Here is a 25,013-nt window from a genome sequence, read left to right as displayed (position 1 = left end):
GTGCGAGGGTGGCGCGCTCCGGAGTGGCCGCTCCGTGGCGCCGTTGCCTGACGTCGCGCGATCAGCATTCCCCGGCAACGTGGACGAACTCCACCAAACGGGTGGCAGTTCCCTCGATGGTGGAGGATCGGTCAATTCAGAGTTGACCGCAATGCGTCGTCCACTCGTTGTCCGTCATTCCCACAGGAAGAAAGAAATGGTCGCCGGATTGTCGCACTGGCACACTGGGGACCCATGTCTGAAGGTGCCCCGACCGAGCCCACCCCCGCCGAGGACCTGCGCACCACCGAGGTCGATCTCGGCGGTCTGGTGAACGTCCTCGCCACCCACCTCTACTCCACCCCGCTGGTCGCGCTGCGCGAACTCGTCCAGAACGCCCACGACTCGCACACCCGCCGGCTCCTGGAGGACCCGGACGGCGACCACCGCCCGCTGATCCGGGTGCGTGCCGACGCCACCCGGCGGACCGTCGCCATCGAGGACACCGGGGCCGGCCTCACCGAGCCCGAGATCCACTCCTACCTCGCCACCGTCGGCACCGGCTACACCCGGATGCTGCGCGAACTGACCGGCAACCAGGAGCTGATCGGCGCCTTCGGCCTGGGCTTCCTGTCCGCTTTCTCGGTCGCCGACGAGGTCACCGTCACCACCACCTCGCACCGTGAGCCGCGGCTCGGCCACCGTTACCGCAGCCGCGGCGGCGAGCAGTACCAGGTCGAGCCGGTCCCCGCCCGGCCGCAGCCGGGCACTGTGGTCGAGCTGGCGCTCAAGGCCGGGCACGCCCACCTCGCCGACGAACACGCGCTGCGTGAAGTCCTCGGCCGTTACTGCGTGTTGCTGCCGATACCGGTCTACGTCGGCGACGACACCGAGCCCGTCAACTCCGTCCAGGTGCCCTGGCGGCAGACGGCCCACCAGTCGCCCGCCACCACCCTTGCCGGAGACGCTTCGCGTCGCACCTCCGACGGCGACCAGTACGCCGCCCGGATGCGCTTCGCCACCGCCTTCGGCCGCCGGTTCGAGCCGCTCACCGCCTTCCCCGTGCCGCCCGTCCGGGAAGAGGGGGCCGTCGAGGGCGGCACCGACGCGATCGGCCTGCTCTGGGTCCAGGACGGCGGCACCTACGGCAGCAGCGACAACCGCGACCTCGCCGTCTACCTGCGCGGCATGCTGCTCGCCGAGGACGCCCGCGACCTGCTGCCCAGCTGGGCCGGGTTCATCGGCGGCGTGGTCGAGTCCAGCCGGCTCACCCCCACCGCCAGCCGCGAGGACCTCCAGCGCGACGAGCACTACCGCGCGCTGCAGAAGGTCCTCGCCGACGCCATCGTGGACGGCCTGTACGAGACGGCCCGGCTGCGGCCCGCCGCCTGGCGCCGCATCCTCACCCGGCACGGCCAGGACCTGCTCGGCGCCGCGCTCTGCGACGAGCGGCTGTTCACCCTGCTCGCCGACGACGTCCCGGTGCCCACCTCGCAGGGCGACCTCACCGCCGGCGGCCTGCGCGCGGCCGGAGGGGGAGCGGTGCACGTCGCGCTCGGCAGCGGAGGCGGCTTCGAGGAGATGCTCTACCGGGCGATGCAGGTGCCGATCGCCCGCGGCGACCGCTACGCCGTCCTGCCGTTCCTGCGCCGCTACGCCCAGCTGCGCGGCTGTCGGCTGGTCGAGCTGGGCAGCGAGCAGGGCAACCGCGAACTCTTCCGCGACCCGGAGCGCCCCCTACCGCCCGAGGAGTCGGCCTGGCTGGCCGGCGCGCTCGCCGAGCCGGGCGAGCAGCTCGTCCCGGCCCGCTTCGACCCGCCCGGCCTGCCGCTGGTCCTGGTGCCGGACCGCGAGGCCGAGCTGAAGGCCCGGATCGAGGACGACCAGGCCGACGCCCGGATCCCGTCCGCCGCGCTGCGGCTGGCCCGGGCGTTCACCGCCCGCACCGACGGCGGGGCCAAGGCCCGGCTCTACCTCAACCTGGCCTGCCCGGCCGTCCAGGACCTGCTCGCCGCTTACCGCACCGGGCACACCGGCAGCGCCACCGCGGCCGGGCTGCTCCGCTCGCTCAAGGTGATCATGGCCTCCGCCTCGGCCGGCCCCGCCGAGGGGGACCTCGGCGCCGCGCTTGCCGGCATCGGCACCGCGGTCGCCGCACTGACAGCCGCCGTCCCGGCCGGCCTGCCGTCCGTCCCGGACAGCCCCGGGGCGCTCTCGGAGGAGGCGTGACGGGCGTGGCCGACGAATGTCAGTGGCTCGCGGTAGACAACTGATCAGCACGACGTAGGGGGAGCAAGCATGACGACCGACATCTGGGCCTGGGTCCACGACACCCACCGGCAGCTCGCCGAGGCCGGCCACCGGCGGCTGGCCGACGCCATCTACGAGCTCCCCGGCCACGCCAACGAGGGCCGCAACGAGCAACTGGACGCGGTCTACCCGGAGGCGGTGGCCGCCGCCCGGGCGCTCGGCCTGCCCTGGGTCGAGGTCTACCTGCGGCACTGGCGGATGCAGAACCTGCTGAACAAGCGCCACCAGGGCGAGCAGGCCCTGCCCGAGGCGGTCGAGCTGCTGGAGTTCGCCCACCGCGAGGAGACGGCCGGCTGCCCGCAGTCGGTCTGCGTGGTGCAGGACTTCGCGATCTGCCACGCCCGGGTCGACGGCCCCGGCTACGTACCGCAGCGGCTGGAGGTGCTCGCCGAGACGCTGGAGCGGATCGAGCCCGCCCGCGCCTGCTTCGACTGCCTCTCCCGCGAGTACGCCGACGCGCTGGAGGACGACGGTCGCCCGGCCGAGGCGCTCAGCCACCTGGACACCGCGGCCGCCCGAATACAGGCCGCCGGCGAGCGCCTCTCGCTGCACTTCCACCACGCCCGGGCCGGCACCCTGCACCGGCTGGGCCGGCACGAGGAGGTGCTCGCGCTGGTCGACACCGCCGAACAGGCCGAGCGCGCCCGGGGCCGCGAGCTGGACGGGAGCGACCGGCTCTGGGGCGGCCTGCTGCGGGCCCGCGCGCTGGCCTCGCTCGGCCGGACGGCGCAGGCGCTCCCGCTGCTGCCCTCCCGCGAGGCCGCCGGGCGCCACGCCGACCTGCGCCAGGCGTGGGCGGAGACGGTCGCCCTGCTGGTCGCGGCCGGCGCCTGGGAGAACGACGCCGAGCTGGGCGCCGTGCTGGCCGACTGGGTCGGGTACCTGGACGCCACCGGCTCGCACCGCCCGTGCGTGGACCTGCTGCTGGTGGCGGGTCGGCTGGCCGTCGCCCGCGGCGCCCGTACGGTGGCGCTCACGCTCGCCGCGACGGGGGAGCGTAAGCTCACCCGGTTGCTTCGCACCGACGGCGTGGCCGAGGAGGTCGCCGCCCTGCGCGCGGCCGCCGAGGCGCTGCCGGTGCCCGAGCTGCCGGTTCCGCCTGGCGAACTGACGGCGTACCTGGCCGAGGCCCGGGTGCCCTACGAGACCGGCGCCGACCTGCTCTCCGTCGCCCTGGACCGGTACCAGGGTGAGCAGGCCGGCGCCACCGAACTGGCCCTCCTGCTGGCCAACGTGCTCGGCGGCCTCGGCCACGCCCGGGCCGCCGCCGACCTGCTGTGGCGGCGGCTGGAGGCCGACCCGGGCAGCGAGGAGCTGACCGGCACCCTCGGCCAGGCCCTGATCGAGGCCGCGGACGCCGAGGGGGTGCGCCGCCTCGCCGACCGGCTGGCCGTGACCAGCCCGTCCGACGGGCACTGGATTCGCGCCCGCTGGGCCGCCGCCGAGGGCCGCTGGGCCGAGGTGCTGGAGCAGTGCGAGGCGATCCTCGCGCTGGACGACAGCCGGATCAACACCCGTCGGCTGGCCGCGACCGCCGCCACCCGGCTGGGCGACCACGCCACCGCGCAGCGGCTCTACCAGGACCTGCTGGAGCACGCCCTGCCGGCCGAGGAGGCCGGGGAGGAGCAGCTGCACCGAACGGTCCAGGAGCCCGACCTCTGGCACCTGATCACCGCGGCCACCGCCAACCGGGACTGGGCCGTGGTCCGCTCCACCGGCGCGCGGATCGGCATCGAGTTCGACGAGCCCGAGGGGCCGGTGGACGAGGAGTGGCAGCTCGTCACGGTCCGCGCCACCCGTACCAACGGCGCGACGGCCGACCTGCCCGCCGTCCGGACCGGCCCGGCCACCGCCCGCATCCTGCCGGTGCTGGGCGACGACCTGACGCTCAACCACGGCGACGTGGTGGTGTTCGCCCCGGCCCTGCTGGAGCAGCCGCCGGGAGAGGACGTCCCCGAGGCGGAGCGGGTGCGCTGGCGCCCGGTGTTCGAGCTGCTGACCCCGCTCGACCCGGCCGGCTACACCACCTACTGGATCGACGGCGCCTGGCCCGGTGACGAGGCCTGGGCCGCGCTGCGCGACGACCTGCAGGAGAGCGGCTACGCGGTCTGGGCGTACAGCGGGGAGCAGTACAGCGTCCACGACCCGGCGGACGAGGACGAGGAGGCGCTGCTGCCCGGCATCTACGCCGCGCTCGGGGTGCCCCCGACCGCCTCGGCCGCCGAGGCCGACGCGCTGATGCACCGGCTCACCGCCGGCTGGGAGCACCCGCTCGCCTGGCTCGACCTGGCCAAGGCGGCGGAGGCGGACCTCGGCCGGCACGCGGAGATCATCGAGCGCTACGGGCTCTGAACCCCCGGGTCTTCAACGTGGTCGGCGGCGTGCTCTGGGGCGGGGGCGTCACCGTGCTCGGCTGCTTCCTCGGGCAGATCCCCTTCGTCCGGGACAACATCGAGGCCATCCTGGGCGGCATCGTGCTGGTCTCGGTGATCCCGGTGGCGATCGAACTGCTCCGGGCCCGCCGTTGCGGCACGGCGTCCGCCGCCCGCCACCACGCCGGGTAGGCGATCGCGGCGCAGGTCACGGGACGTCGCGTACATGTGCGTCACGCTGTTCGATCAGGCAAGGTGTAACCCGAGATCGAGCGGTGGCCGGCGGCCACCAGGGGCGGCGAGGAGTGGAAGTGCCTAAGCGGGGCCGACCGGGTGCGGGCAAGCGGGCGAGGGGAGGCCGGGCGGTCCGTCAGACGCGGCAGGCGCCGCCGAAGCCGGTGCGCCCCGCTGACGCACCGCCCACCGAGGGCCTGCTCGGCCACCCCGCCCCGCCCGTCGAGCCGACCGTCGTCGTCCCGCTCGCCCCGCCCGCCCCCGAGACCAAGGGCCTGCTGACGCCGGAACCGACCCCGGAACCGGCTCCGCCGCCACGCGCCGAGCCGCACCCCGAGCTCACCGTCGACGTGCGCCCCCGGGACGCCCGCCCAGGGGCGGAGCGCCCGGCCCGCCGCCGCTCGGTCGCCGAGGACACCCTCACCCCCGAGGAGTGGCGCGCGGCCGGCTACACCCCGCCCACCGGCATCCCGATCCCCGAGCTCACCCCGGGCGCCCCCGGCGAGGCGCCCTGGCCGGACCGGATGCGCACCCTGCTGCGCACCCCGATGTCCGAGCGCCCCGCCTTCGAGCGGACCGCCCGCGAGCTGCACCCCTCCGCCGGCACCACCCGCAACGTCCCCCGCATCCTCGACCTGACCCTGCGCATCGGCGAGCTGCTGCTGGCCAGCGGCGAGGCCGCCGAGGACGTCGAGGCGGCGATGCTCGGCATCGCGCACGCCTACCGGCTGGACCGCTGTGAGCCGCAGGTGACCTTCACCCTGATCGGCATCTCCCATCAGCCCTCGCTGGTCGAGCCGCCCGTCACCGCCGACCGCGTGGTGCGCCGCCGTACCTCCGACTACACCCGGCTGAACGCGGTGTACAAGCTGGTCGCCGACATCACCGCGGAGAAGGTGACGGTCAACGACGCCTACCGCCGGCTGGCGCTGATCCGCCGCAACCGGCACCCGTACCCGGCCTGGCTGCTCGCCCTGACCAGCGGTCTGCTGGCCGGCGCGGCGACCTTCCTGGTCGGCGGGCGGATCGACGACAAGGCCTGGCTGGTCTTCGCCAGCGCCTTCGTCGCGGCCGTGCTCGGCGATCGGCTGGCCTCCGCGCTGGCCCGGCGCCGGCTGCCGGAGTTCTACCAGTTCGTGGCGGCCGCGATGCCGGCCGCGGCCTCGGGCATCATCCTGTCCTTCAACGACTGGGGCCTGCGCGGTTCGGTCGTGATCACCGGTGGCCTGTTCGCCCTGCTGCCCGGGCGCGCCCTGGTGGCCGCCGTCCAGGACGGCCTGACCGGCTTCTACATCACCGCCGCGGCCCGCCTGCTGGAAGTGATCTACCTGGTCGCGGGCATCGTGATCGGCGTGATGGTGATCCTCTACCTGGGGGTCGGCTTCGAGGCGAGGCTGAAGCCGGACGAGAGCCTGGCCGGCATCAGCTACCCGCCGGTCCAGATGGTCGCCGCGATGCTGCTGACCCTGGCCTTCGCGATGCTGCTGCAGACCGACCGCCGCACCCTCGCCCTGGTCACCGTCAACAGCGGCATCGGCTGGGCCAGCTACGGCGCGCTGGTCTACAACGCGGGTATCAACCCGATCGCCGCGACGGGCGTGGCGGCCGGCCTGGTCGGCCTCTTCGGCCAGCTGATGGCCCGCTACCGCAACGGCTCGGCGCTGCCGTACGTGACCGCCGCGATCGGCCCGCTGATGCCGGGTTCGGCGCTCTACCTCGGGATGCTGGCCTTCGCCCAGGGGCACTCCAGCACCGGCCTGGTGTCGGTCTTCCGGGCGGCGGCGATCGCGATGGCGCTGGCGGTCGGGGTGAACCTCGGTGGGGAGATCGCCCGGCTGTTCCTGAAGCTGCCGGTCGGCGCCGAGCTCCCGTCGCTCTACCCGGCGGTGCCGCGCCGAGCGGCGAAGCGCACACGGGGGTTCTGATCGCACGTTGACCGGTGTTGGAGGCGTGTTGGGTCCCGGGCCATGTCACGGCGGGCAGGACGCAGGACCAGGAACGAAGGTAAGACCCATGACCACACTGCTGGACGGCTACCGCGAGCACATCGTCAACGCGCACAAGCAACCGCTGTTCCTGCTGCTGGTCGGCTTCATCACCTCCTTCGTCTTCATCCGGTTCAGCGTGCGGATGATCCGCGCCCAGGTGCGCTGGTGGCCCGGCAACGTCACCCCGGGCGGCCTGCACATCCACCACATGGTGTTCGGCCTGGGCTTCCTGCTGGTCGGCGGCATCGGGGTGTTCGCGACCTACGGCGGGACCCCGTGGATCGACTGGTTCGGGTTGCTCTTCGGCATCGGCTGCGGCCTGGTGCTGGACGAGTTCGCGCTGATCCTGCACCTGGACGACGTGTACTGGAGCGAGCAGGGCCGCAAGTCGGTGGACGCGGTGATCTTCGGGATCCTGTTCACCGCCCTGCTGCTGATCGGGTACGTGCCGTTCGGCGCCCTGCCCGGCGAGGAGACCCGGTGGGGCCTGATCACGGTGATCTCGGTGAACGCGCTGGCCTCGGTGATCTCCCTGCTCAAGGGCAAGATGTGGACCGGCCTGCTTGGGATCATGATCCCCGGCCTGTCCTGGATCGGCGCGATCCGGCTGGCCCGTCCGAGCAGCCCGTGGGCCCGCTGGCGGTACAAGCCGCGCTCCCGGCGCCGGGCGCGTGCGCTTCGGCGTGAGCGCCTGCTGCACCGGCGCGCCGACCGGGCCCGCACCTGGCTCTTCGACCTGATCGCTGGTGCCCCCGACAAGGTGCCCGCCAACCACCCGGCCGCCCACCGGGTCGCCGAGCGGATGGCCGCCCGGGCCTCCGCCCACCTCGACGCGCACGCCGCCCGGGCGCTGGCCCGCCGCCAGGCCCGGCTGGTCGACCGGCGCTCGGCGGCCGCCGCCGGGGCGGCGGCGCACCCGCCCACGGCGCAGGCACAGCCGGTGGAGGGCGCCCCCGGCAGCGGTCCGGGCCGCTCCCGAGGGGCGAAGCAGCGCCGCCGTACGGTCCGGGCCGGGCGCAATCGGACGTACGCGCTCGGCCCGGCCGGGCAGGAGCGCCGGCCCGAGCGACACCCCCACCTGCGGACGCGAACCCGCCGGATCCACCGGTAGTTCGTATGCCTTGTGCGCCCGACTGGAGTTGACGCCTGGTCGGATCATCGGATTGTCACCCGGCTGGCGGGCACGTTCGAGGTGTGAAAAGCGCCGGAGTTGAGAACATGGTCGGCGAGTGACCGTTCTGTCATGTGATGGGACGATTCGTCGGACTCCCGCCACCCTGCCGCCCGCCCGCGCGCCGCTCGGCGTCCGCCGCCGTCCCCTCCGGACCCCTGAGAAGGGATGTCTCGTGGTGCGCAGGCTCCTGCCGACCCTCCTGTTGTCCCTCACCGCCCTGCTCGGGCTGCTCCCCGCCGCCCAGGCCGTCCCCGCCGACCCCGAACCGGCGACCGGCCAGGCCCGGGGAGAGGCCGGGGGAGCGGACCCGTACCCGAGCAGTGAGGAGATCGACCGGGCCCGCGCCGAGGCCGACGGCAAGGCCGCCACGGTCGCCGCCCTGGAGGCCGCGCTCACCGCCGCCCGGACCGAACTCGACCGGGCCGGACGCGGCGCCGAACAGGCCGTCGAGGCCTACAACGGCGCCCAGCTCGCCCTCACCCGGGCCCGCGCCGAGGAGACCGCCGCCGCCCGGCACGCGGCCGCCGCCGAGGCCGAGCGCTCCGAGGCCGTCGAGGCCGCCGCCGGACTGGCCGCCGAAACGTACCGCCAGGGCGCGGGCGCCGAACTGTCCGCGCTCAACGCCCTGCTCGGCGCCCGCGGTCCGCGCGAGGCCGGCGACCGGGCGGCCGCGGTCGGCGTGGCCAGCGAGCGCACCCGGCAGATCCTGGACGCCGCCACCTCCACGGCCGCCGCCGCCAAGGCCGCCTCCGCCGCCGCCCGCACCGCCACCGCGGCCGCCGAGAAGGCCGCGACCGAGGTCGGCGCCGCCAAGGCGCGGGCCGGGCAGCGGCTGGCCGCCCAGCAGGGCGAGGTCGCCGCCGCCACCCAGCGCCGGGAACACCTGCTCGCCGAACTGGCCGCCGCCCGCCACACCACCGTCGAGCTGGAGCGCAAGCGCCGCGAGGCCCTGGAGGCGATCGCCGCCCGCGAGGCGGAGGCGGCCGCCCGTGCCGCCGCCGAACGGGCCGCCCGCGACGCCGAGGCGGCAGCCGCCGCCGCGGCCAAGACCCCGGCGGTACCGCCGGTCGCCCGCCCCTGGTCCGCCGAGGGCGCGGCCGCCGCCGTGGCCTTCGCCCGTTCCAAGATCGGCCTGCCGTACATCTGGGGCGGCGAGGGCCCGGACGGCTACGACTGCTCGGGGCTGACCATGATGGCCTGGCGCACCGGCGGCAAGGAGCTCAACCACTTCGCCGCCGACCAGTACGCCCAGTCCACCCCGATCACCTACCGCCAACTGCGGCCCGGCGACCTGGTCTTCTGGACCGACACCGGCCGCGCCGCCGACATCCACCACGTCGGCCTCTACATCGGCGACGACCAGATGATCGAGGCCCCCCGCGTCGGCATGCCGGTCAAACAGGCCAGCCTCTGGATCATGGGCACCCCGGACTTCTACGCCCGCCCGTAGCTTCGAGGCCGGCCCGGTCGGGGTCGATCGGCTCCGCCCCGGCCGGCTCCCGCCGCTGTCCGTCGACGGTGTGCCCCGCGGGCTACCGGCCGGTCACGGCACTCAGGTCCGCCCGGCTCTCGCGCAGCCGTACGATGCTCCAGGCCCACACGGCACCCACCGGGAGCGTCACGAGGATGCCGGGCCCGGCCGACACCGAGTCGAGTGTCAGCGGCCGACGGTAGCGTGGCCGCACCGACCACTCCTGAGGAGGCGACATGCGGCTGCGGAACGTCGAAGCGGGCGACGTCGAGGCGTACGTCCGGATGCGGTGCGACGCCGGGATGATGGCCGAGCTGGGCGGGCCGCTGGCGCGGGAGAAGGTGGAGGCGCGGCTGCGCAAGGACCTCGAACTGGCGGCGGCGGACAGCGCCTGGATCAAGGTGATCGTCCCGGACGGCGCCGACGACGGCGAGGCGGCCGGCACGATCGTGCTCTGGCAGGACGAGGAGGACGGCGCCGCCGTCACCGAGATCGGCTGGATGGTGCTGCCGGAGCACCAGGGCCGGGGCCTTGCCAAGGCGGCGGTGCGTGAACTGCTGGACGCCGCGGCCAAGGACGGCCGCTGGGGCGAGGTGCACGCCAACCCGGGGGTCACCAACGGCCCGTCCAACGGGATCTGCCGCGCGCTCGGCTTCCGGCTGCTCGGCGAGCGCGACCTCGACTTCGCGGACCGGATCCTGCGTACCAACCACTGGGTCGTGACACCGGGGGAGCACGTCGGGTCGGGCACGGAATAAATCGGATGCCGCCCGTCGGGCCACCGCCGTACGGTGGCTCGATGGGCAACACCATCGATGACACCTTCGTTGACACCGTGAACGGGCTCCAGGTCCGAGCCGTCTCCGTGGACGAGGTGGAGGCCTGGAACCGGGCGCTCAACTTCGGCTTCCTGCGCCCGCACGCGGGCGTCGCGCCGGAGCTGCGCCGCATGCAGTGGGAGCCGGGTCGGATGCTGGCCGGGTTCGACGGGGACCGCCAGATCGCCACCTTCCGCAGCTTCGACGTGGAGCTGACCGTTCCCGGTGGCGCCGTCGTCCAGGCCGACGCGATCACCAACGCCACGGTCAGCTCGACGCACCGCCGCCGGGGCCTGCTCAGCGCGATGATGCGGCGCGACCTCGCCTCCGCCGCCGAGCGCGGCTGCGCGGTCGCCATCCTGATGGCCGCCGAGTACAACATCTACGGCCGGTTCGGCTTCGGCCCGGCCACCTGGGGCTGCGGCTGGAACATCGACCTGGGGCGCGCCCGCGGTCTGCGCGAGGGCCTGCCGGGCGTGCCCGGCGGCCGGATCGACTTTGTGACCCTGGCGGAGCAGCGCGAGTTCGGTGCCGAGCTGTACGACCGCTGGCGGCTCACCCAGCCGGGCGCGATCGCCCGCGACGAGATCTGGTGGCAGCGCAACACCAACGAGATCCGGGTGCCGGGCAACGACTTCAAGGAGCCGTTCACCGCCGTCCACCGGGATGCCGGCGGAGAGGTCACCGGCCTGGTGGTCTACCGGGTGGAGAACAAGTGGGACGGCGCCTACCCCGACTCGGTGCTCACCGTGGACGACTTCCTTGCCCTCGACCTGCCCACCGCGGTCGAGCTGTGGCGGCTGGTCCTGTCCGTCGACTGGGTGCGCAAGGTCACGGTGGAGAACCTCTCGCCGGACGACCCGCTGCCCCTGCTGCTCCAGGACCCGCGCGCGGCCACCCCGCACGAGGAGAACTCCGACTTCATGTGGCTGCGGCTGCTGGACGTCGAGGCCGCCTTCAACGCCCGGGCGTACGGCGCCCCCGGCCGGGTGGTGCTGGAGGTCGAGGACCGACTCGGCTACGCCTCCGGCCGCTTCGCGATCGAGGTCGCCGAGGACGGCACCGGCCGCTGCGCCCAGACCACCGACGACGCCGATATCGCCCTGGGTGCCTCCGAGTTGGGCTCGCTCTACCTGGGATCCGAGACGGCCCCGCGGCTGGCCGCGGCCGCGCTGCTCACCGAACTGCGCCCGGGTGCGGCGGCCGCCGCCGACCTGCTGCTGCGCGCCCCGCTGCAGGCCTGGACGCCGACCGAGTTCTGAGCCGCCGGCACACCCTGGGCCGGCCCGCGCACCGCGGGTCGGCCTCCGGCGTGTCACAGGGTCCGTGGTGGAAAGGCTACTTGACGGCCGTCTTGCCAATCGTGGGCAGGATGAAATCCTGGATCAGCCCCTTGGCGTCGCGGACGATCGGCCGGAACACCCGGTAGCGCGAGAGGTTGATAACCCGGGCAGCCATCGGAGTTGACCGCCGGACGAATTCCCGGGTCCGTTCGGTGTCCTCGGTTCGGTCGAAGACCCAATAGAGGACCACGATCATCAGGTACAGCCAGAGCACGTCGGGCAGAAGCTCAACCAGCTCCGCGTCCAGCTTGGGCGCCAGCTCCGAGCCTTGCAACACGTCCCTGAACAGCTCCACGGCCGTCGCCCGCGCCGGGTGGGACTCGTTGGAGAATGGGCTCAGCGAGCTGGTCGGGTCGGCCGCGGTGCGGAAGAACTGCGCGGCGAACTCGTGGTACGGCGCGGCCGTGTCGAGCCAGGAGGTCAGTGCGATTTCCAGGCGCTCGGCGAAGTCCCGGGTGTGGGCCATGCGGCGCCTGGCGTCGGCCGCGTGGTCGTAGGTCATGCGGTCATAGAATCCTTGAATCAAGAATTCCTTCGCCGCAAAATAGTAATAAGCATTTCCGACCGAGACTCCCGCTTCGGTGGCAATGGCTCGCATCGTGGTCTTCTCGTAGCCCCGCTCCTGGAACAGCCGCATGGCCGTTTCCAGGATCAGGGCCCGGGTCGCCTCGCTCTTGTCGGTCTTCGGCTGTGCCCGGCCGCCGGCCATGGGCCCGGTGTCCGTGCCGGGTGCGGCCGCGAGCTCGGCCGCACCCTTCTCGCCGTCCGTTCGGTTCGTTGCTGCCAGGTCGTCCACGTGCACGAGCCTAGCCGGAGACGACGTTCCATCCGGTGTCGGTGTTGTCGGTGCTCGCGGCACCGGATGCCCCCTCCGCATCCGGTACCGCGACCACCGCCCCCGTAATTTCGAACGCGTTCAAAAGCTGGTGGGAACTGTAGCGGGTTCGATTGAACATGTTCAACTCCATTGTTGTGGGAGGCTCGTCACATGATCGGTTCAGGGCAGACCACCATCCGGCACGGCCGAGCGCAGGACGCCGCGCACGTCGCCGAGCTGCATGCCGCCAGCTGGCGCACCACGTACCGGGGGATGGTCCCCGACGAGGCGATCGGGGACGGACTGGCCGCCCAGCGGCGCGAGCTGTGGGAGCTGCGCCTGGCGGCGGACTACGGTGAGCCGGAGAACACTCCGGTCCTGCTGATCGCCGAACAGGCCGGTGAGACGGCCGGGTTCGTCTATCTGGTGCCCCAGCCCGACGGCCGGGTGCTGGTGGACAACCTGCACGTACGCCCCGGCCGCACCGGCGGCGGGATCGGCCGCGAACTGCTGGCCGCGGCCCGCGCCGAGGTCGCCGAGCGGCACCCCGGGGCCGAGCTGTACCTGGAGGTGCTGAGCGGCAACACCCGCGCGGTCGCCTTCTACGAGCGAGAGGGCGGGGTGCGGATCAGGGCGCAGGAAGGCGTCTTCCCGGGCGGTTACCTGCTGCCCGAGTACGTGTACGCCTGGTCTGCCGCGCCCGGGCCGGCCTCCGGCCGGACGTCGACCAGCGGTCAGTCGACGTCGTAGACCGTCACCGGTATGCCGCGCGCCGTCAGCCGAGCCGCCACCAGCGGCTCGACCTTGGCCCAGCGCCCGCCCGCCAGTCCGCAGCCGATCCGCGGCATGTGGACGGAGGCGCCGAGTTCGCGCGCGCGCTCACCCAGGGCGGTCAGTGCGGTGTCGATGGCCTCGTACCGCACCGGCACTCCGGTGGAGCGCCCGGTCCGGATGCCGCGCTGGCCGACCAGGTTGGCCACCCAGACGTACGGCTCGACCCGCACCAGCTGCAGGGCGCCGAGGCCGAAGTCGTTCTTCGCCCGCTCCCGGTGCCAGCGTCGGAACGCCGCCTCGGGCTCGGGCCAGCGTCTGGAGAGCGCGAGCACGAAGCCCTTGCCCCAGCCGCCGAGGTCGTTGCAGACATGCGCGATCACCTTCACGCCCTTGCCCCGGGGCGTGGTGGCATCGCCTTGGACGTAGGTGATTTCCGCCATGCCTCGAAGTTAAACGGAGGCACTGACAACCCGCTCGGGATTTTCCGGCGCCTGCTCCTTTCGCGCCGTGGCCGGCCCCTTTCGCGCCATCAGGTGCCGCCGCCCGGCCAGCGCGATCAGCAGAGCGAGTGCGGCGGCCGAGGCCGGCAGGGCGTAGCCGGTGCCGGGGGCGGCGTGCTCGGCGACCGTCCCGGCGAGCGCCGCGCCGGCCGAGATGCCGACCACGATGCCGGACACCGCCACCGCCATCCCCTCGTTGAACTGCCGCTGCGGCAGCAGCTCCTGGACCAGCGTCATCCCGGTCACCATGGTCGGCGCGGTGGCCGTGCCCGCCGCGAACAGCACCACCCCGAGCACCCCGAGCCCGGCCCCGCCCAGCCCGGCCGCGAGCGGCAGCAGCAGCACCCCGGCCATCGCGGCCGCCCCGGCCAGGAAGCGCGTGCCGGGTGCCCGACGCGGGGTCAGCAGACCGAACAGCAGCCCGGCCACGCAGGAGCCGGCCGCGACCAGGGCGAGCAGTCCGCCGGCCGCCGCCTCGTGGCCGAGCGCGTCGGCGTAGGCCACCGTGGTGATCTCGGTCGCGCCGAAGACCATGCCGGTGGCCAGGAAGGTCAGCACCAGCACCCGCAGCCCGGGCACCCGCAGCGGGGAGCCGTGCCGTTGCCCGGGCGAAGCCCGTACGGGAAGGGGCGGTTCGGTGCGCCGCTGGGCGGCGAACAGCAGGGCGCCGGTGGAGCCGAGGGTGCCGGCGGTGAGCAGTCCGGCCTCCGGGGCGAGCGTCGTGCAGAGCAGCATCGCGAGCACCGGCCCGGCCATGAAGCACAGCTCGTCCAGGGCCTGTTCGAGGGAGTTGGCCAGGTGCCGGGCGGCCGGGTCGTCCCGGTACAGGTGCGCCCAGCGGGCCCGGGCCATGCCGCCGAGGTTGGGCGCGGCCGCGCAGGCCGCCCAGCAGGCGTACAGCGTCCAGTCGGGTGTGCCGAGCCGGACGCAGAGCAGTAGGGCGAGCAGTGGGACGGCGTTGTACAGCGCGGCCGGTACGGCCACCCGCGACTGCCCGTGGCGGTCCACCAGCCGTCCGAGCAGCGGCATCCCGATCGCGCCGGTGACCAGCCCGGCCGCCGAGACCGTCCCGGCCAGCGCGTACGAACCGCGCCGCTCGGCGAGCAGTACGACCAGCGAGACGCCGTTCATCGACAGCGCGAGCCGGCCGAGCAGCCCGGCCAGGGTGAAGGCGGCGGCGCCGGGGGCCGAGAACAGCCGGCGGTAGGAGGCGAGGAGGGCGGGCGAGGGCAAGCGGGCTCCTGGGAATCAGGACGGAAGGGGATTGCGCCAAGCCTGGCGGTGGTGGCGGCCGGGCGTCCAACACCTGTTTCGTCGTACTCACAACACGGTGTTGTTAATCTGCCGGGCATGCCCCGTGACCTGCACCCCCGACTGCTCCGCGGCTTCCTCGCGACCGCCGAGACACTGCACTTCGGCCGGGCCGCCGAGCGGCTGCACGTCGCCCAGCAGGCGCTCAGCCGGGACGTCCGCTCGCTGGAGGGGCTGCTCGGCGAGGCGCTGTTCACCCGCACCACCCGCAGCGTCGAGCTCACCCCGGTCGGGCGGCTGCTGCTGCCCCGGGTGCGCCGACTCCTCGCCCTGCACGACGAGATCCTTGCCGAGGCCGGAACCGGGGCCGCCGCCCGGCCGCTGCTGCTCGACCTCAACAGCGATGTCACCGGCCCCGACCTGACCGCCGACCGGGTGCTCGAACGGGCCCGCGCCGACTGGCCGGAGGGCGAGCTGCTGGCCCGATTCCATGGCGGCCTGGCCGCGGCCGCCGCCGAATTGCTGGCGCACCGGCTGGACGCCTCCTTCGGCCGCTTCGCCGGGCTGCCCGCCTCGGTGCGCGGCCAACTCGCCCAGCTGCCGGTGCGGTTGGAGCGGATCTCGGTGATGATGGCGGACACCCACCCGCTGGCCGGCCGTCCGGTGCTGCGGCTGGCGGAGCTGGCCGGGCACCCCGTCGACATCTGCGCGGGCAACCCGGCCACCACCGAGTGGACCGACCTCGGCGAGCGGCTGCTGCGCGAGCACGGCCTCACCGCCGCCGCGCCGTACGTCCCGCCGGTGGGCCTGGACGAGACCGCCCGCTACCTGGCCCGGCACGGCGACCCGATGCTGACCACGGTCGGCGGGCCGAGGATCCCGGGGGCGGTGAACGTGCCGTTGGTGGAGCCGGTGCCGCTGAGCCTGGTCAGCCTGGTGCACCGGCCCGGCGAACGCCATCCGGGCCTGCGGGCGCTTGCCGGGGCGGCGGCTGAACTCGGTACGGCCGAGGGCTGGTTGCGCCGCCCGCAGGGCAGCTGGCTGCCGTCGGCGGACGCGGCGCTGGTCGGCGGGTAGGGAGCGGCGCTGGTAGGAGCGCAGGAAGCCGCCCCTGCCCCGGGGGGATGGGCAGGGGCGGCGGTCGGTGGGCGGCGGCCGGGGCCGCCGCGGTCGTGGACGGCCGGGTCAGGCCGCCTTGACGGCAGAGATGTCGAAGCTGAGCTTGACCTTCTCGCCGATCAGCACGCCGCCGGTCTCCAGGGCCGCGTTGTAGGTCAGGCCGAAGGCGGTGCGGTCCACGACCGTGTTGCCCTCGAAGCCGACCCGCTCGGCGCCGTAGGCGTCGGTGGCGCTGCCGGTGTACTCGAGCTCCAGGACCACCGGGCGGGTGATGTCCTTGATGGTGAGCTCGCCGGTCATCCGGTAGGAGCCGTCGCCGAGCTGTTCGGTGGCGGTGCTGCGGAAGCGGATCTCCGGGTAGGTGTCGGCGGCGAAGAAGTCGCCGGTACGCAGGTGCTCGTCGCGCTGGGCCTGGTTGGTGTCGATGCTGGCGACCTTGATCACCAGGTCGGCCGAGGAGTTGCCCGGCGTGGCGCCGTCGAGGTGGAGCTTGCCGTCGTACTCGGTGAAGCGGCCCTTGACGTTGGTGACCATCGCGTGGCGGACCGAGAAGCCGATCTCGCTGTGCATGGCGTCGATCGTCCAGTCGCCGGTCAGGTGCGACAGGTCCGGGCCGGCCGGGTTCTGGGCGGCGACGGGGGCGACGGGGGTGGCGGTGGCGGTCTTGGTGCGGTTGAACAGGCCCATGGCTCCTCCTCGGGTTCGAAGCCATTTGTTTAGGCTTCAACTTCTTGCCTCCAGCGTACGGCGATGTCGTTCAATTTTCAACCATAGATCTGGGGCTTTCTTCCTGATTCACCCGATCGGCCCCACAGCCCGGCCCGACGACCGTTGTCGGACCACGCGGCTAGGCTGCGAAGAACCGGTTCCCCGCCCCGAGAGGCCCCTCATGTTCGTCCTGAACGCACTCTGGCGGGCGGACGGACGGCTCGCGCTCTGGGCCGAGGACGCCCGCACCCACCCCGGCGCCGCCGAACCGCAGCCCGACCGGCCCGCCCCGCGCGCCCACCCCTACGCCTGCCCGGCCGACGAACTGGCCGCCGTGCTCGGCGGCATCGGACCCGGCCTCGGCTGGCTGGCCGGCCAGGCCCCCGAACGCTGGGCCACCCTGCTGCTGCCCACCGTCGGCACCCTGCCCGCCCCCTCGCCCGACCTGCCGGTCACCCCACCGCGCGGCGGCGCTGTCCTCACTCCCTGGCGGGTCCCGGCACTGCTCTTCGACGCCGCGGCCGCCGCCCAACTGCTCGGCGAGGTGCACGACCCGCACTGGGCCGTCACCGGCACCGACCTGCCCGGCGCCGGCCGGGTCGAGGTGGTGTACGGCCCCTCGCTGCGCTGGCTCACCGGGGTGCACGACCTCGCCTGGCGCGCGGTCGGCCGGGGCCGGGTGCTGCCGCTGCCCGTGTCGGCCGACGGCCGCCCGCAGGCCCGCTGGCGGCCCGACCCCACCCCGGCCGGGCGCCGCGAGGCCGCCGCGCTGGCGGCGGGCTGCCCGCCGGTGCTGCTGGGGGAGTGGCCCACCGGCGCCGGAACGGGGGAGGCCCTGCTGGACGCCGCCCTCGGCGCCCTGGTGGACGCCGAGGCCCGCGCCGCACTCACTGACCAGCCCCTCCCCGCGGCCGGCGCAGCCACCGCCGACCGCTGGCTGCACGCCCTCGCCACTCCCTCCGGCGAACTCGGCGACGTCCCGGCCGAGGACTTCGCCGAGCTGCGCCACCGGATCGACGCCTGGTACGCCGCCGCCGAACCCGCGGACCCCGCGCTGCGGCTCTGCCTCCGCCTGCTCGAACCGCTCGGCCCCGACCCGGACGACCCCGAGGGCCGCCCCTCCGACGACGCCTGGCAGCTGGAGTTCCTGCTCCAGGCCGTCGACGAACCCTCCCTGCTGGTCCGCGCCGCCGACCTGCACGAGGGCGGCGCCGCGCACGCCGCACTCGCCCGCAGGGCCGCGGACGGCCGGGAACCCGCCGACGTCCTGGTCGCCGAACTCGCCCGCGCCGCCCACCGCTGGCCCGCCCTGGACGGGCTGCGCCACCGCCCCCGCCCGTCCGCCCTCCCGCTCGACCGGGCCGGCGCACTCGACTTCCTGCGCACCGCCGCGCCCGCGCTCGCCGAGAACGGCTTCGGCGTGCTGCTGCCCGCCTGGTGGCGCCGCCGCCCCCGGCTCGGGCTCGCCCTGCGCGCCGTCACCCCGCCCGCGCCCGGCACCATCGCCGTCACCAGCCAGGTCGACCGGGACGCCGTGGTCGCCTTCCGCTGGCAGGCCGCGCTCGGCCCGGACGGCACCCCGCTCACCGAACAGGAACTCGCCGAACTCGCCGCCGCCAAACAGGGCCTGGTGCGGGTCCGGGGCACCTGGCTGGAGGCCGACCCGGCACAGATCGCCGCCGCCCTCGCCTTCCTCACCGAGCAGCGCGACGGCCTGCTGGCCGCCGCCGACCTGCTGCGGCTCGCCCTCGACCCCGAGGCGACCGTCGCCGGACTGCCGGTCGCCGGCGTCCGCGTCGACGGCCCGCTCGGCGACCTGCTGGCCGGCCGCGCCGCCGACCCGGCCGACCCCGACGCCCTCGCGCTGCCGCCGGACTTCCGCGCCGAGCTGCGCCCGTACCAGCGGCGCGGCCTGGCCTGGCTGCGCACGATGTCCGGGCTCGGCCTCGGCGCCGTGCTGGCCGACGACATGGGCCTCGGCAAGACCGTCCAGACCCTCGCCCTGCTGGCCGCCGAACGGGCCGAGGGCGCCACCGGCCCCACTCTGCTGGTCTGCCCGATGTCCTTGGTCGGCAACTGGCAGCGCGAGGCCGAGCGCTTCGCCCCCGGCCTGCGGCGCCACGTCCACCACGGAACCGACCGGCTCGGCGCGGAGCAACTCGCCGAAGCCGTACGGGGCGTGGATCTGGTTATCACCACCTACGGGCTGGTCCAGCGCGACCTCGCCGCCCTGCGCGCGATCCGCTGGCGCCGGGTGGTCGCCGACGAGGCGCAGTACATCAAGAACACCGGCACCGCGCAGTCCCGGGCGATCCGCGCACTGCCCGTCACCCGCCACCGGATCGCCCTGACCGGCACCCCGGTGGAGAACCGGCTCGCCGAACTCCACGCCGTCCTGGACTTCGCCAACCCCGGCCTGCTCGGCCCGGCCGAGCGTTTCAAGGAGCGCTACGCGATCCCGGTCGAACTGCACCGCAGCCCCGAGCGCACCGCCGAACTCCGGCGCCGCACCGGCCCGTTCGTGCTGCGGCGGCTCAAGTCCGACCCGGCGGTAGCGGTCGAACTGCCCGCCAAGCAGGAGATGACCGTCTGGTGCAACCTCACCGCCGAGCAGGCCGGCCTCTACCAGGCCGTGGTCGCCGACCTGCTGCAGCGGGTCGAGGGCATCCGGGGCGTGGAGCGGCGCGGCACCGTGCTGGCCGCGATCGGCAAGCTCAAGCAGGTGTGCAACCACCCGGCCCAACTGCTGCACGACGGGTCACCGTTGGGCGAGCGCTCGGGCAAGGTCGCCCGACTCGCCGAACTGCTGGAGGAGGCGCTGGCCGAGGGCGACCGGACGCTGGTCTTCACCCAGTACGCCGAGTTCGGCACCATGCTGCGCCCGTACCTGGAGCGCCGGCTCGGCGAGGAGGTGCTCTTCCTACACGGCGGCGTCCCCCGGGGCCGCCGTGAGGAGCTGGTCCGCCGCTTCCAATCCCCGGACGGGCCGAGGGTTTTCCTGCTCTCGCTGCGGGCCGGCGGCACCGGACTCAACCTGACCGCCGCCAACCAGGTGATCCACCTCGACCGCTGGTGGAACCCGGCGGTCGAGGAGCAGGCCACCGACCGCGCCTTCCGGATCGGCCAGCGCCGGGACGTCCAGGTCCGCCGCCTGGTCTGCGTCGGCACCGTCGAGGAGCGGATCGACGAACTCCTCACCGCCAAACGCTCGTTGGCCGACACCGTGGTGGGTGAGGGGGAGCACTGGCTGACCGACCTGCCGGTCGGGGCCCTGCGCGAACTCGTCGCCCTCACCCGCGAGGACGCCGTCGCCGAGGAGGACGCGTGACCGGCCGGCCGCAGCACCCGATCGCTTCGAAGGCGCCCGTGGTCAACATCGCCGCCTACTGGCGCGGCGACTTCACCCTGCGCCCGGACCAGCCCGACGAGGAGCCGGACGAACCTTCGCTGCGCCGCCTCGGCCGCTCCGGCATCACCGTGCACGGTTGCGACCTCGCCACCCTGCTCGCCCCCGCCTACGACGCCTTCCGCAGCTGAACCCCGCCGTCTACCGTGCGGTAACGTCCCGAAGGTGACCGACACTTCAGAGACCCGTCTGGCCGACTTCGAAGAGCACCGGCGGATGGTCTTCGGCATCGCCTACCGGATGCTCGGTAGCGTCGCCGACGCCGAGGACCTGGTCCAGGACACCTGGCTGCGCTGGAGCCAGGTCACCGGCCCGGTCGCCAGCCCGGGCGGCTACCTGGCCCGCACGGTCACCAACCTCGCCCTCAACCGGCTCGACTCGGCCGCCGTCCGCCGCGAGTCCTACGTCGGCCCCTGGCTGCCCGAGCCGCTGGTCACCGAGCCGGACGCGGCCGACGGCGTCGAGCGCGCCGAGGCCGTCTCGTTCGCCCTGCTGGTGGTGCTGGAAAGCCTTTCCCCGCTGGAACGGGCGGTGTTCGTCCTCAAGGAGGCCTTCGGCTTCTCCTACCCGGAGATCGCCGAGGCCCTGGACCGCACCGAGGCCGCCTGCCGCCAGGTCGGCAGCCGGGCCCGGGCACACGTGCGCGCCCGCCGACCCCGCTACGACGCCCCGCCGGAGCTGCGCCGCCGGGCCACCGACGAGTTCCTGGCCGCCTGCGTCGGCGGCGACCTCAGCCGGATGCTCGAGCTGCTCGCCCCCGACGTCACCTCCTGGAACGACGGCGGCGGCGTGATCACCGCCGCGCTGCGGCCAATCACCGGCGCCGAGAACGTCGCCCGCTTCATCCTCGGCCTGCTCCGCAAGCTGGGCGAGGGCACGGACGCCCGCCCGGTGCTGGTCAACGGCGAGCCCGGAGTGCTGATCACCGTGCACGGCGCCGTCGACTCCGTCTCGGTCTTCGACTTCACCCAGGGGCCGGACGGCGAGCCGCTGATCTCCGCGATCCACGCCGTCCGCAACCCGCAGAAGCTCGCCCACCTCGCTTGACCCTCGACCAGGTCGAGCCCGGAGAGTCATCGGAATGGAGAGCGAGCTGCACAGCATCGGCGAGCTGGCCCGCAACAGCGGCCTGGGCGTCGGCACCCTGCGCTACTACGACGGCGCCGAGGTGCTCACCCCCGCCTGGGTCGACCCGCACACCGGCTACCGCTGGTACCGGCCCGCCCAACTCGCCGACGCCCGGCTGCTGGCCCGGCTTCGCCGGGTCGGCCTGCCGCTGGCCGGCATCCGCACCGTGCTCGGCGCCGGCCCCGGCAGCGGCGAGGCCCGGCGTGTCCTCGACGCGCACCTGCGCCGGCTGGAGGACGGTCTGGCCGACGCCCGCCGCGAGCTCTCCCTGATCCGCACGATGATCGACCAGAGGGAGCAACCGATGACCGCCACCCCCGCCGAGACCCTCCCCCAGCCTTCGGCCGGGGGGACCCCCATCGCCGTCCCCGCCGACGCCCTGGCCGCCGCCCTGGACGCAGTCCGCTTCGCGGTCTGCGGCGACCCGGAACTGCCCTCCCTCGCCGGAGTGCTGTTCGAACCGGACGGCCCGGTGCTGCGCCTGGTCGCCACCGACCGCTACCGGCTGGCCCTCGCCGAGGTCCCCGCCACCGGCGCGCCCGAGCAGCCGACCGCCGGCACCATCGTCCCGACCCCGCTGGCGGACGCCCTGCGCGCCCTGCTCCCCACCGCCCCGGCCGAGGTCACGCTCACCCTGGGCGCCGATACCTTCCGCGCCGAGACGGGCGGCCACCGCATCGAGGGCGCCGCGCTCGACTTCGACTACCCCGACCACCGCGTCCTCACCCGGCTCGACCCGCAGCACCGGATCACCCTGCCCGCCGCCGACCTGCGCGCCGCCGTCGAGGCCGGCGCCACCCGCACCCTCCCCTCCGGCCCCCAGGGCGCCGACTGTGCCGTCACCGTCCTGACCCTCACCCAGGACGGTCGCCTCACCGTCGCCTCCACCCCCGCGGCCGGGGACTTCCAGGTCGCCGTCAACCGCGACTTCCTTCTCGACGCCCTCCGCGCCGGCCACCCCGAACAGCTCCTGCTCGAACTCGGCGGCCCGATCGCCCCGCTCGCCATCCGCACCCCGGGCCGGGCAGGCACCTTCTCCGTCCTGATGCCCGTCCGCCTCCCCGACACCGCGTGACTCCCGGCCCATCGACGCCCCCGTGAGGTGATCGGACCGAAGGCCGGGGCGCGCCCGCGGTCCTCGCCCGCAACCCGCCACCGTCAACGCCGCCCTACGCGAACTCTGCTCCTGAAGCGGCTCTGCAAGGATCCTCCGCATGAGTACCGACTCCGAAGTCCAGACCTCCGACGGCGGCCACCTGTGGGCCGAACGCCGCGGCGCCGGCACCCCGGTGGTGCTGCTGCACGGCTCCGGCATGGACTCCCGACTGTGGGACGCCGTCGTCCCCGAACTGTCCCGCCATCACGACGTGATCCGCTACGACGCCCGCGGCCTCGGCCGGTCCACGCCCCCGGAACGGGCGTTCGACGACGTCCAGGACCTGCGCGCCGTCCTGGACCACTTCGGCCTCGACCGCGCCGCCCTGGTCGGCCTGAGCATGGGTGGCGAGACCGCCCTGGACTTCACCCTCGCCCACCCCGAGCGGGTCACCGCCCTGGCCCTGATCGGTGCCTCGGTCAGCGGCCACGACTGGCCACCGTCCCCCGACACCTCCGCCTACACCGAGGCCCGCTGCCGCGGCGACGCGGCGACACTCGCCGACCTGGAACTGTCCGTCTGGGCCGCCCTCGGCCGCACCGCCCCCGGCGGAGCACTGATCGAAACGATGGTCCGGGAGAACGCGACCCGCCGCATCACCAGCGAGCACCACCTCGCCGGCGCCCCGGCCCGCGACGCCGAATCCCACCTCACCCGCATCACCGCCCCCACCCTGGTCGTCCACGGAGCCCACGACCACCCCGAGATCGCGGCCATCGCCCAACGCCTCACCACCGACATCCCCGGCGCCCACCACCACCTGCTCCCCGACGCCGACCACTACCTCCCCCTGCGCACCCCCCACCACCTCACCGCCCTCCTCCTGCCCCACCTGGCCTAACCACCCGCCAACCCCCGCACCCGCACCCGCACCCGCACCCCCCTCCAGCGAGAGGACGCGCCCCCGGCCACCCGCCCTCCCGAAAGCCACCCCCCACAACAGACACCCCCGCTTGCCTCCCGCTAGCAGCCTGCTTGCAATTGCAAGCACCCTGCCGCACCCTGTCCATATGGCCTCACTCAACGTCGCTTCCCTAGGCGAGTACATCCGCGAGCAGCGCCGCAGCGCGCAGTACTCGCTGCGCCAACTGGCGGAGGCCGCCGGCGTGTCCAACCCGTACCTGAGCCAGATCGAGCGAGGGTTGCGCAAGCCGAGCGCGGAGATCCTGCAGCAGATCGCGAAGGCGCTGCGGATCTCGGCGGAGACGCTCTACGTCCAGGCCGGGATCCTGGAGGAACGGCGGGGTGAGGGGCTGGAGCTGCGGGTCTCGATCCTGGCCGATCCGCTGATCAACGAGCAGCAGAAGCAGGCGCTGCTCGCGGTCTACGACGCCTTCCTCAAGGAGAACGCCGCTTCGACCTCCGGTCCCACGACCGACGGCGCAGCCACCCAGAACACCCACCGGGAGGACCGGTAACCATGCCGATCACTGACGACATCAAGAAGACCCTCACCGACCCGACCCCGCTGTACGCCCTGGCCGGCGCCGGGGACCTCGCCTACGAGAAGCTGCGCGAGGTGCCTGGCAAGGTCGAGGCGCTGGCGGCGGACCGCAAGTCCGCACAGGAGAAGGCGACCGCCAAGCTGCACGAGGCACAGGAGCTGCTGACCGGGGCGCCCGCCAAGGTCACCGAGGCCGTCACCACCCTCCCCGCCGACCTGAAGGCGTTGCAGGAGCGGGCCCAGGGCTTCGCCCTCCAGCAGGTGGCCCGCGCGGTCGAGCTGGCGGTGAAGGCCAAGGAGACGTACGACGAGCTGGCCGAGCGCGGCAAGGTCGTGGTCGACAAGGCCCGCCCGCAGGACGACACCACCGATACCACCGCCACCACCGAGACCGCCGAACTGGTCGAGGCCGAACAGGTCGAGGACGGTGCTCCCGCCCCCACGCCGAAGAAGTCCGCCAAGGCCCGGAAGAGCACTCCCGACAGCACGGAGTGATCGGGGCCCGCGGCCACGGGCACATCCGGTGACGGCCGGACGTTGACAGCATTGCGGACGGTCGCCGTGCCAGGATGGGCGAGGGCCGGGGCGTGGGAAGCCGAGAGACGTAGGAGATCGCGATGACCGGAGTGTTCCAGATCCTGGCCTTTTCCTACCTGAACCCGTTCTGGTGGATGGCCGTGGCCATCCTCGGCTACAAGCTCTTCGCGCTGCTCGACGCGGCCACCCGCCGGGAGGACGCCTACCGGGCGGCGGACAAGAAGACCAAGGGGTTCTGGCTGGCCATCCTCGGGATCAGCTTCGGGTGGGACCTGCTGTTCGGGGCGAACTTCCTCGGCAGCATCGGCACCCTGGTCGGCCTGGTCGCCTCGATCGTCTACGTGGTGGACGTCCGCCCGGCGATCCGGGCGCTGACCGGCGGTAGCGGCCGTGGCGGCCAGAGCAACACCGGCCCGTACGGCCCCTGGTAGGCCGACGACAAAAAACGCCGCAGCCCGGGCGGGATCTCACCCGCCCGGGCTGC

General features: G+C 74.0%; 24 protein-coding genes. 18 read left to right on the top strand and 6 right to left on the bottom strand.

The window, feature by feature from the left end; all coding sequences use genetic code 11:
• Positions 1 to 234 precede the first annotated feature (234 nt).
• The 6 genes from ACZ3UD_RS21715 to ACZ3UD_RS21690 all read left to right on the top strand — a co-directional run bounded on the left by ACZ3UD_RS21715 (position 235) and on the right by ACZ3UD_RS21690 (position 9,507).
• Positions 235 to 2,208: an ATP-binding protein gene (locus ACZ3UD_RS21715; RefSeq protein ID WP_465589966.1), complete on the top strand. Its 1,974-nt coding sequence runs from the start codon at positions 235 to 237 to the stop codon at positions 2,206 to 2,208.
• Positions 2,209 to 2,277: 69 nt separating this feature from the next.
• A complete protein-coding gene (locus ACZ3UD_RS21710; RefSeq protein WP_465589963.1) occupies positions 2,278 to 4,641 on the top strand; it encodes a hypothetical protein in 2,364 nt (787 codons plus the stop codon).
• A gap of 17 nt (positions 4,642 to 4,658) precedes the next feature.
• Complete coding sequence (locus tag ACZ3UD_RS21705; RefSeq protein ID WP_465589960.1) at positions 4,659 to 4,853, top strand: hypothetical protein; 195 nt, start codon at positions 4,659 to 4,661, stop codon at positions 4,851 to 4,853.
• Between the two features lie 206 nt (positions 4,854 to 5,059).
• The gene (locus tag ACZ3UD_RS21700) at positions 5,060 to 6,820 is read left to right on the top strand and encodes a threonine/serine exporter family protein (protein WP_465589957.1); all 1,761 of its coding nucleotides are present in this window, start codon (positions 5,060 to 5,062) and stop codon (positions 6,818 to 6,820) included.
• Positions 6,821 to 6,908: 88 nt separating this feature from the next.
• Entirely contained in the window at positions 6,909 to 7,994 is a 1,086-nt protein-coding gene (locus tag ACZ3UD_RS21695; protein ID WP_465589954.1) for a hypothetical protein, read from the top strand.
• A gap of 235 nt (positions 7,995 to 8,229) precedes the next feature.
• On the top strand, positions 8,230 to 9,507 hold the full coding sequence (locus tag ACZ3UD_RS21690) for a C40 family peptidase (protein ID WP_465589951.1): 1,278 nt from the start codon (positions 8,230 to 8,232) through the stop codon (positions 9,505 to 9,507).
• A gap of 82 nt (positions 9,508 to 9,589) precedes the next feature.
• Here ACZ3UD_RS21690 and ACZ3UD_RS21685 read toward each other — a convergent pair whose 3' ends face one another.
• Entirely contained in the window at positions 9,590 to 9,742 is a 153-nt protein-coding gene (locus ACZ3UD_RS21685) for a hypothetical protein (protein ID WP_465589948.1), read from the bottom strand.
• Between the two features lie 22 nt (positions 9,743 to 9,764).
• Between ACZ3UD_RS21685 and ACZ3UD_RS21680 the strand changes: the two genes are divergently transcribed.
• On the top strand, positions 9,765 to 10,286 hold the full coding sequence (locus ACZ3UD_RS21680; RefSeq protein WP_465589945.1) for a GNAT family N-acetyltransferase: 522 nt from the start codon (positions 9,765 to 9,767) through the stop codon (positions 10,284 to 10,286).
• Positions 10,287 to 10,327: 41 nt separating this feature from the next.
• The gene (locus tag ACZ3UD_RS21675; RefSeq protein ID WP_465589942.1) at positions 10,328 to 11,608 is read left to right on the top strand and encodes a GNAT family N-acetyltransferase; all 1,281 of its coding nucleotides are present in this window, start codon (positions 10,328 to 10,330) and stop codon (positions 11,606 to 11,608) included.
• Positions 11,609 to 11,684: 76 nt separating this feature from the next.
• Here ACZ3UD_RS21675 and ACZ3UD_RS21670 read toward each other — a convergent pair whose 3' ends face one another.
• On the bottom strand, positions 11,685 to 12,485 hold the full coding sequence (locus ACZ3UD_RS21670; RefSeq protein WP_465589939.1) for a TetR/AcrR family transcriptional regulator: 801 nt from the start codon (positions 12,483 to 12,485) through the stop codon (positions 11,685 to 11,687).
• 10 nt (positions 12,486 to 12,495) lie between these two features.
• Entirely contained in the window at positions 12,496 to 12,645 is a 150-nt protein-coding gene (locus tag ACZ3UD_RS21665) for a hypothetical protein (protein ID WP_387619729.1), read from the bottom strand.
• A 32-nt stretch (positions 12,646 to 12,677) separates the two neighbouring features.
• Between ACZ3UD_RS21665 and ACZ3UD_RS21660 the strand changes: the two genes are divergently transcribed.
• Entirely contained in the window at positions 12,678 to 13,256 is a 579-nt protein-coding gene (locus ACZ3UD_RS21660; protein WP_465589935.1) for a GNAT family N-acetyltransferase, read from the top strand.
• Here the strand turns inward: ACZ3UD_RS21660 and ACZ3UD_RS21655 are convergent.
• A complete protein-coding gene (locus ACZ3UD_RS21655) occupies positions 13,241 to 13,720 on the bottom strand; it encodes a macro domain-containing protein (protein WP_465589932.1) in 480 nt (159 codons plus the stop codon). The two genes, ACZ3UD_RS21660 and ACZ3UD_RS21655, sit on opposite strands and share 16 nt — an antisense overlap.
• A gap of 9 nt (positions 13,721 to 13,729) precedes the next feature.
• Complete coding sequence (locus ACZ3UD_RS21650; RefSeq protein ID WP_465589929.1) at positions 13,730 to 15,013, bottom strand: MFS transporter; 1,284 nt, start codon at positions 15,011 to 15,013, stop codon at positions 13,730 to 13,732.
• A 117-nt stretch (positions 15,014 to 15,130) separates the two neighbouring features.
• Here ACZ3UD_RS21650 and ACZ3UD_RS21645 point away from each other — a divergent pair, with 117 nt between their 5' ends.
• On the top strand, positions 15,131 to 16,108 hold the full coding sequence (locus tag ACZ3UD_RS21645; RefSeq protein ID WP_465589926.1) for a LysR family transcriptional regulator: 978 nt from the start codon (positions 15,131 to 15,133) through the stop codon (positions 16,106 to 16,108).
• 108 nt (positions 16,109 to 16,216) lie between these two features.
• Here the strand turns inward: ACZ3UD_RS21645 and ACZ3UD_RS21640 are convergent, their stop codons facing one another.
• Entirely contained in the window at positions 16,217 to 16,837 is a 621-nt protein-coding gene (locus ACZ3UD_RS21640) for a YceI family protein (RefSeq protein WP_465589923.1), read from the bottom strand.
• Positions 16,838 to 17,039: 202 nt separating this feature from the next.
• On the opposite strand from ACZ3UD_RS21640, the gene ACZ3UD_RS21635 reads away from it, so the two are divergent.
• From ACZ3UD_RS21635 to ACZ3UD_RS21600, 8 genes are all read left to right on the top strand, one after another.
• Positions 17,040 to 20,186, top strand: coding sequence for a DEAD/DEAH box helicase (locus ACZ3UD_RS21635; RefSeq protein WP_465589920.1), 3,147 nt, complete (start codon positions 17,040 to 17,042; stop codon positions 20,184 to 20,186).
• Positions 20,183 to 20,395: a hypothetical protein gene (locus tag ACZ3UD_RS21630; protein ID WP_465589917.1), complete on the top strand. Its 213-nt coding sequence runs from the start codon at positions 20,183 to 20,185 to the stop codon at positions 20,393 to 20,395. Before ACZ3UD_RS21635 ends, ACZ3UD_RS21630 begins: the two co-directional genes overlap by 4 nt.
• 34 nt (positions 20,396 to 20,429) lie before the next feature.
• Complete coding sequence (locus ACZ3UD_RS21625) at positions 20,430 to 21,311, top strand: RNA polymerase sigma-70 factor (protein ID WP_465589914.1); 882 nt, start codon at positions 20,430 to 20,432, stop codon at positions 21,309 to 21,311.
• Between the two features lie 34 nt (positions 21,312 to 21,345).
• The gene (locus tag ACZ3UD_RS21620) at positions 21,346 to 22,467 is read left to right on the top strand and encodes a DNA polymerase III subunit beta family protein (RefSeq protein ID WP_465589911.1); all 1,122 of its coding nucleotides are present in this window, start codon (positions 21,346 to 21,348) and stop codon (positions 22,465 to 22,467) included.
• 139 nt (positions 22,468 to 22,606) lie between these two features.
• Positions 22,607 to 23,389, top strand: coding sequence for an alpha/beta fold hydrolase (locus ACZ3UD_RS21615; RefSeq protein WP_465589909.1), 783 nt, complete (start codon positions 22,607 to 22,609; stop codon positions 23,387 to 23,389).
• Between the two features lie 169 nt (positions 23,390 to 23,558).
• Entirely contained in the window at positions 23,559 to 23,966 is a 408-nt protein-coding gene (locus ACZ3UD_RS21610; protein WP_465589906.1) for a helix-turn-helix domain-containing protein, read from the top strand.
• 2 nt (positions 23,967 to 23,968) lie between these two features.
• Positions 23,969 to 24,487: a hypothetical protein gene (locus tag ACZ3UD_RS21605; RefSeq protein WP_465589903.1), complete on the top strand. Its 519-nt coding sequence runs from the start codon at positions 23,969 to 23,971 to the stop codon at positions 24,485 to 24,487.
• Between the two features lie 122 nt (positions 24,488 to 24,609).
• Positions 24,610 to 24,960: a DUF2516 family protein gene (locus ACZ3UD_RS21600; protein WP_465589900.1), complete on the top strand. Its 351-nt coding sequence runs from the start codon at positions 24,610 to 24,612 to the stop codon at positions 24,958 to 24,960.
• Positions 24,961 to 25,013: the final 53 nt, after the last annotated feature.

The sequence above is a fragment of the Kitasatospora sp. NPDC023118 genome (genome assembly GCF_055560875.1).
Note: the sequence above shows the minus strand (reverse complement) of the source record. Positions and strands in the feature narration are given on the sequence as shown.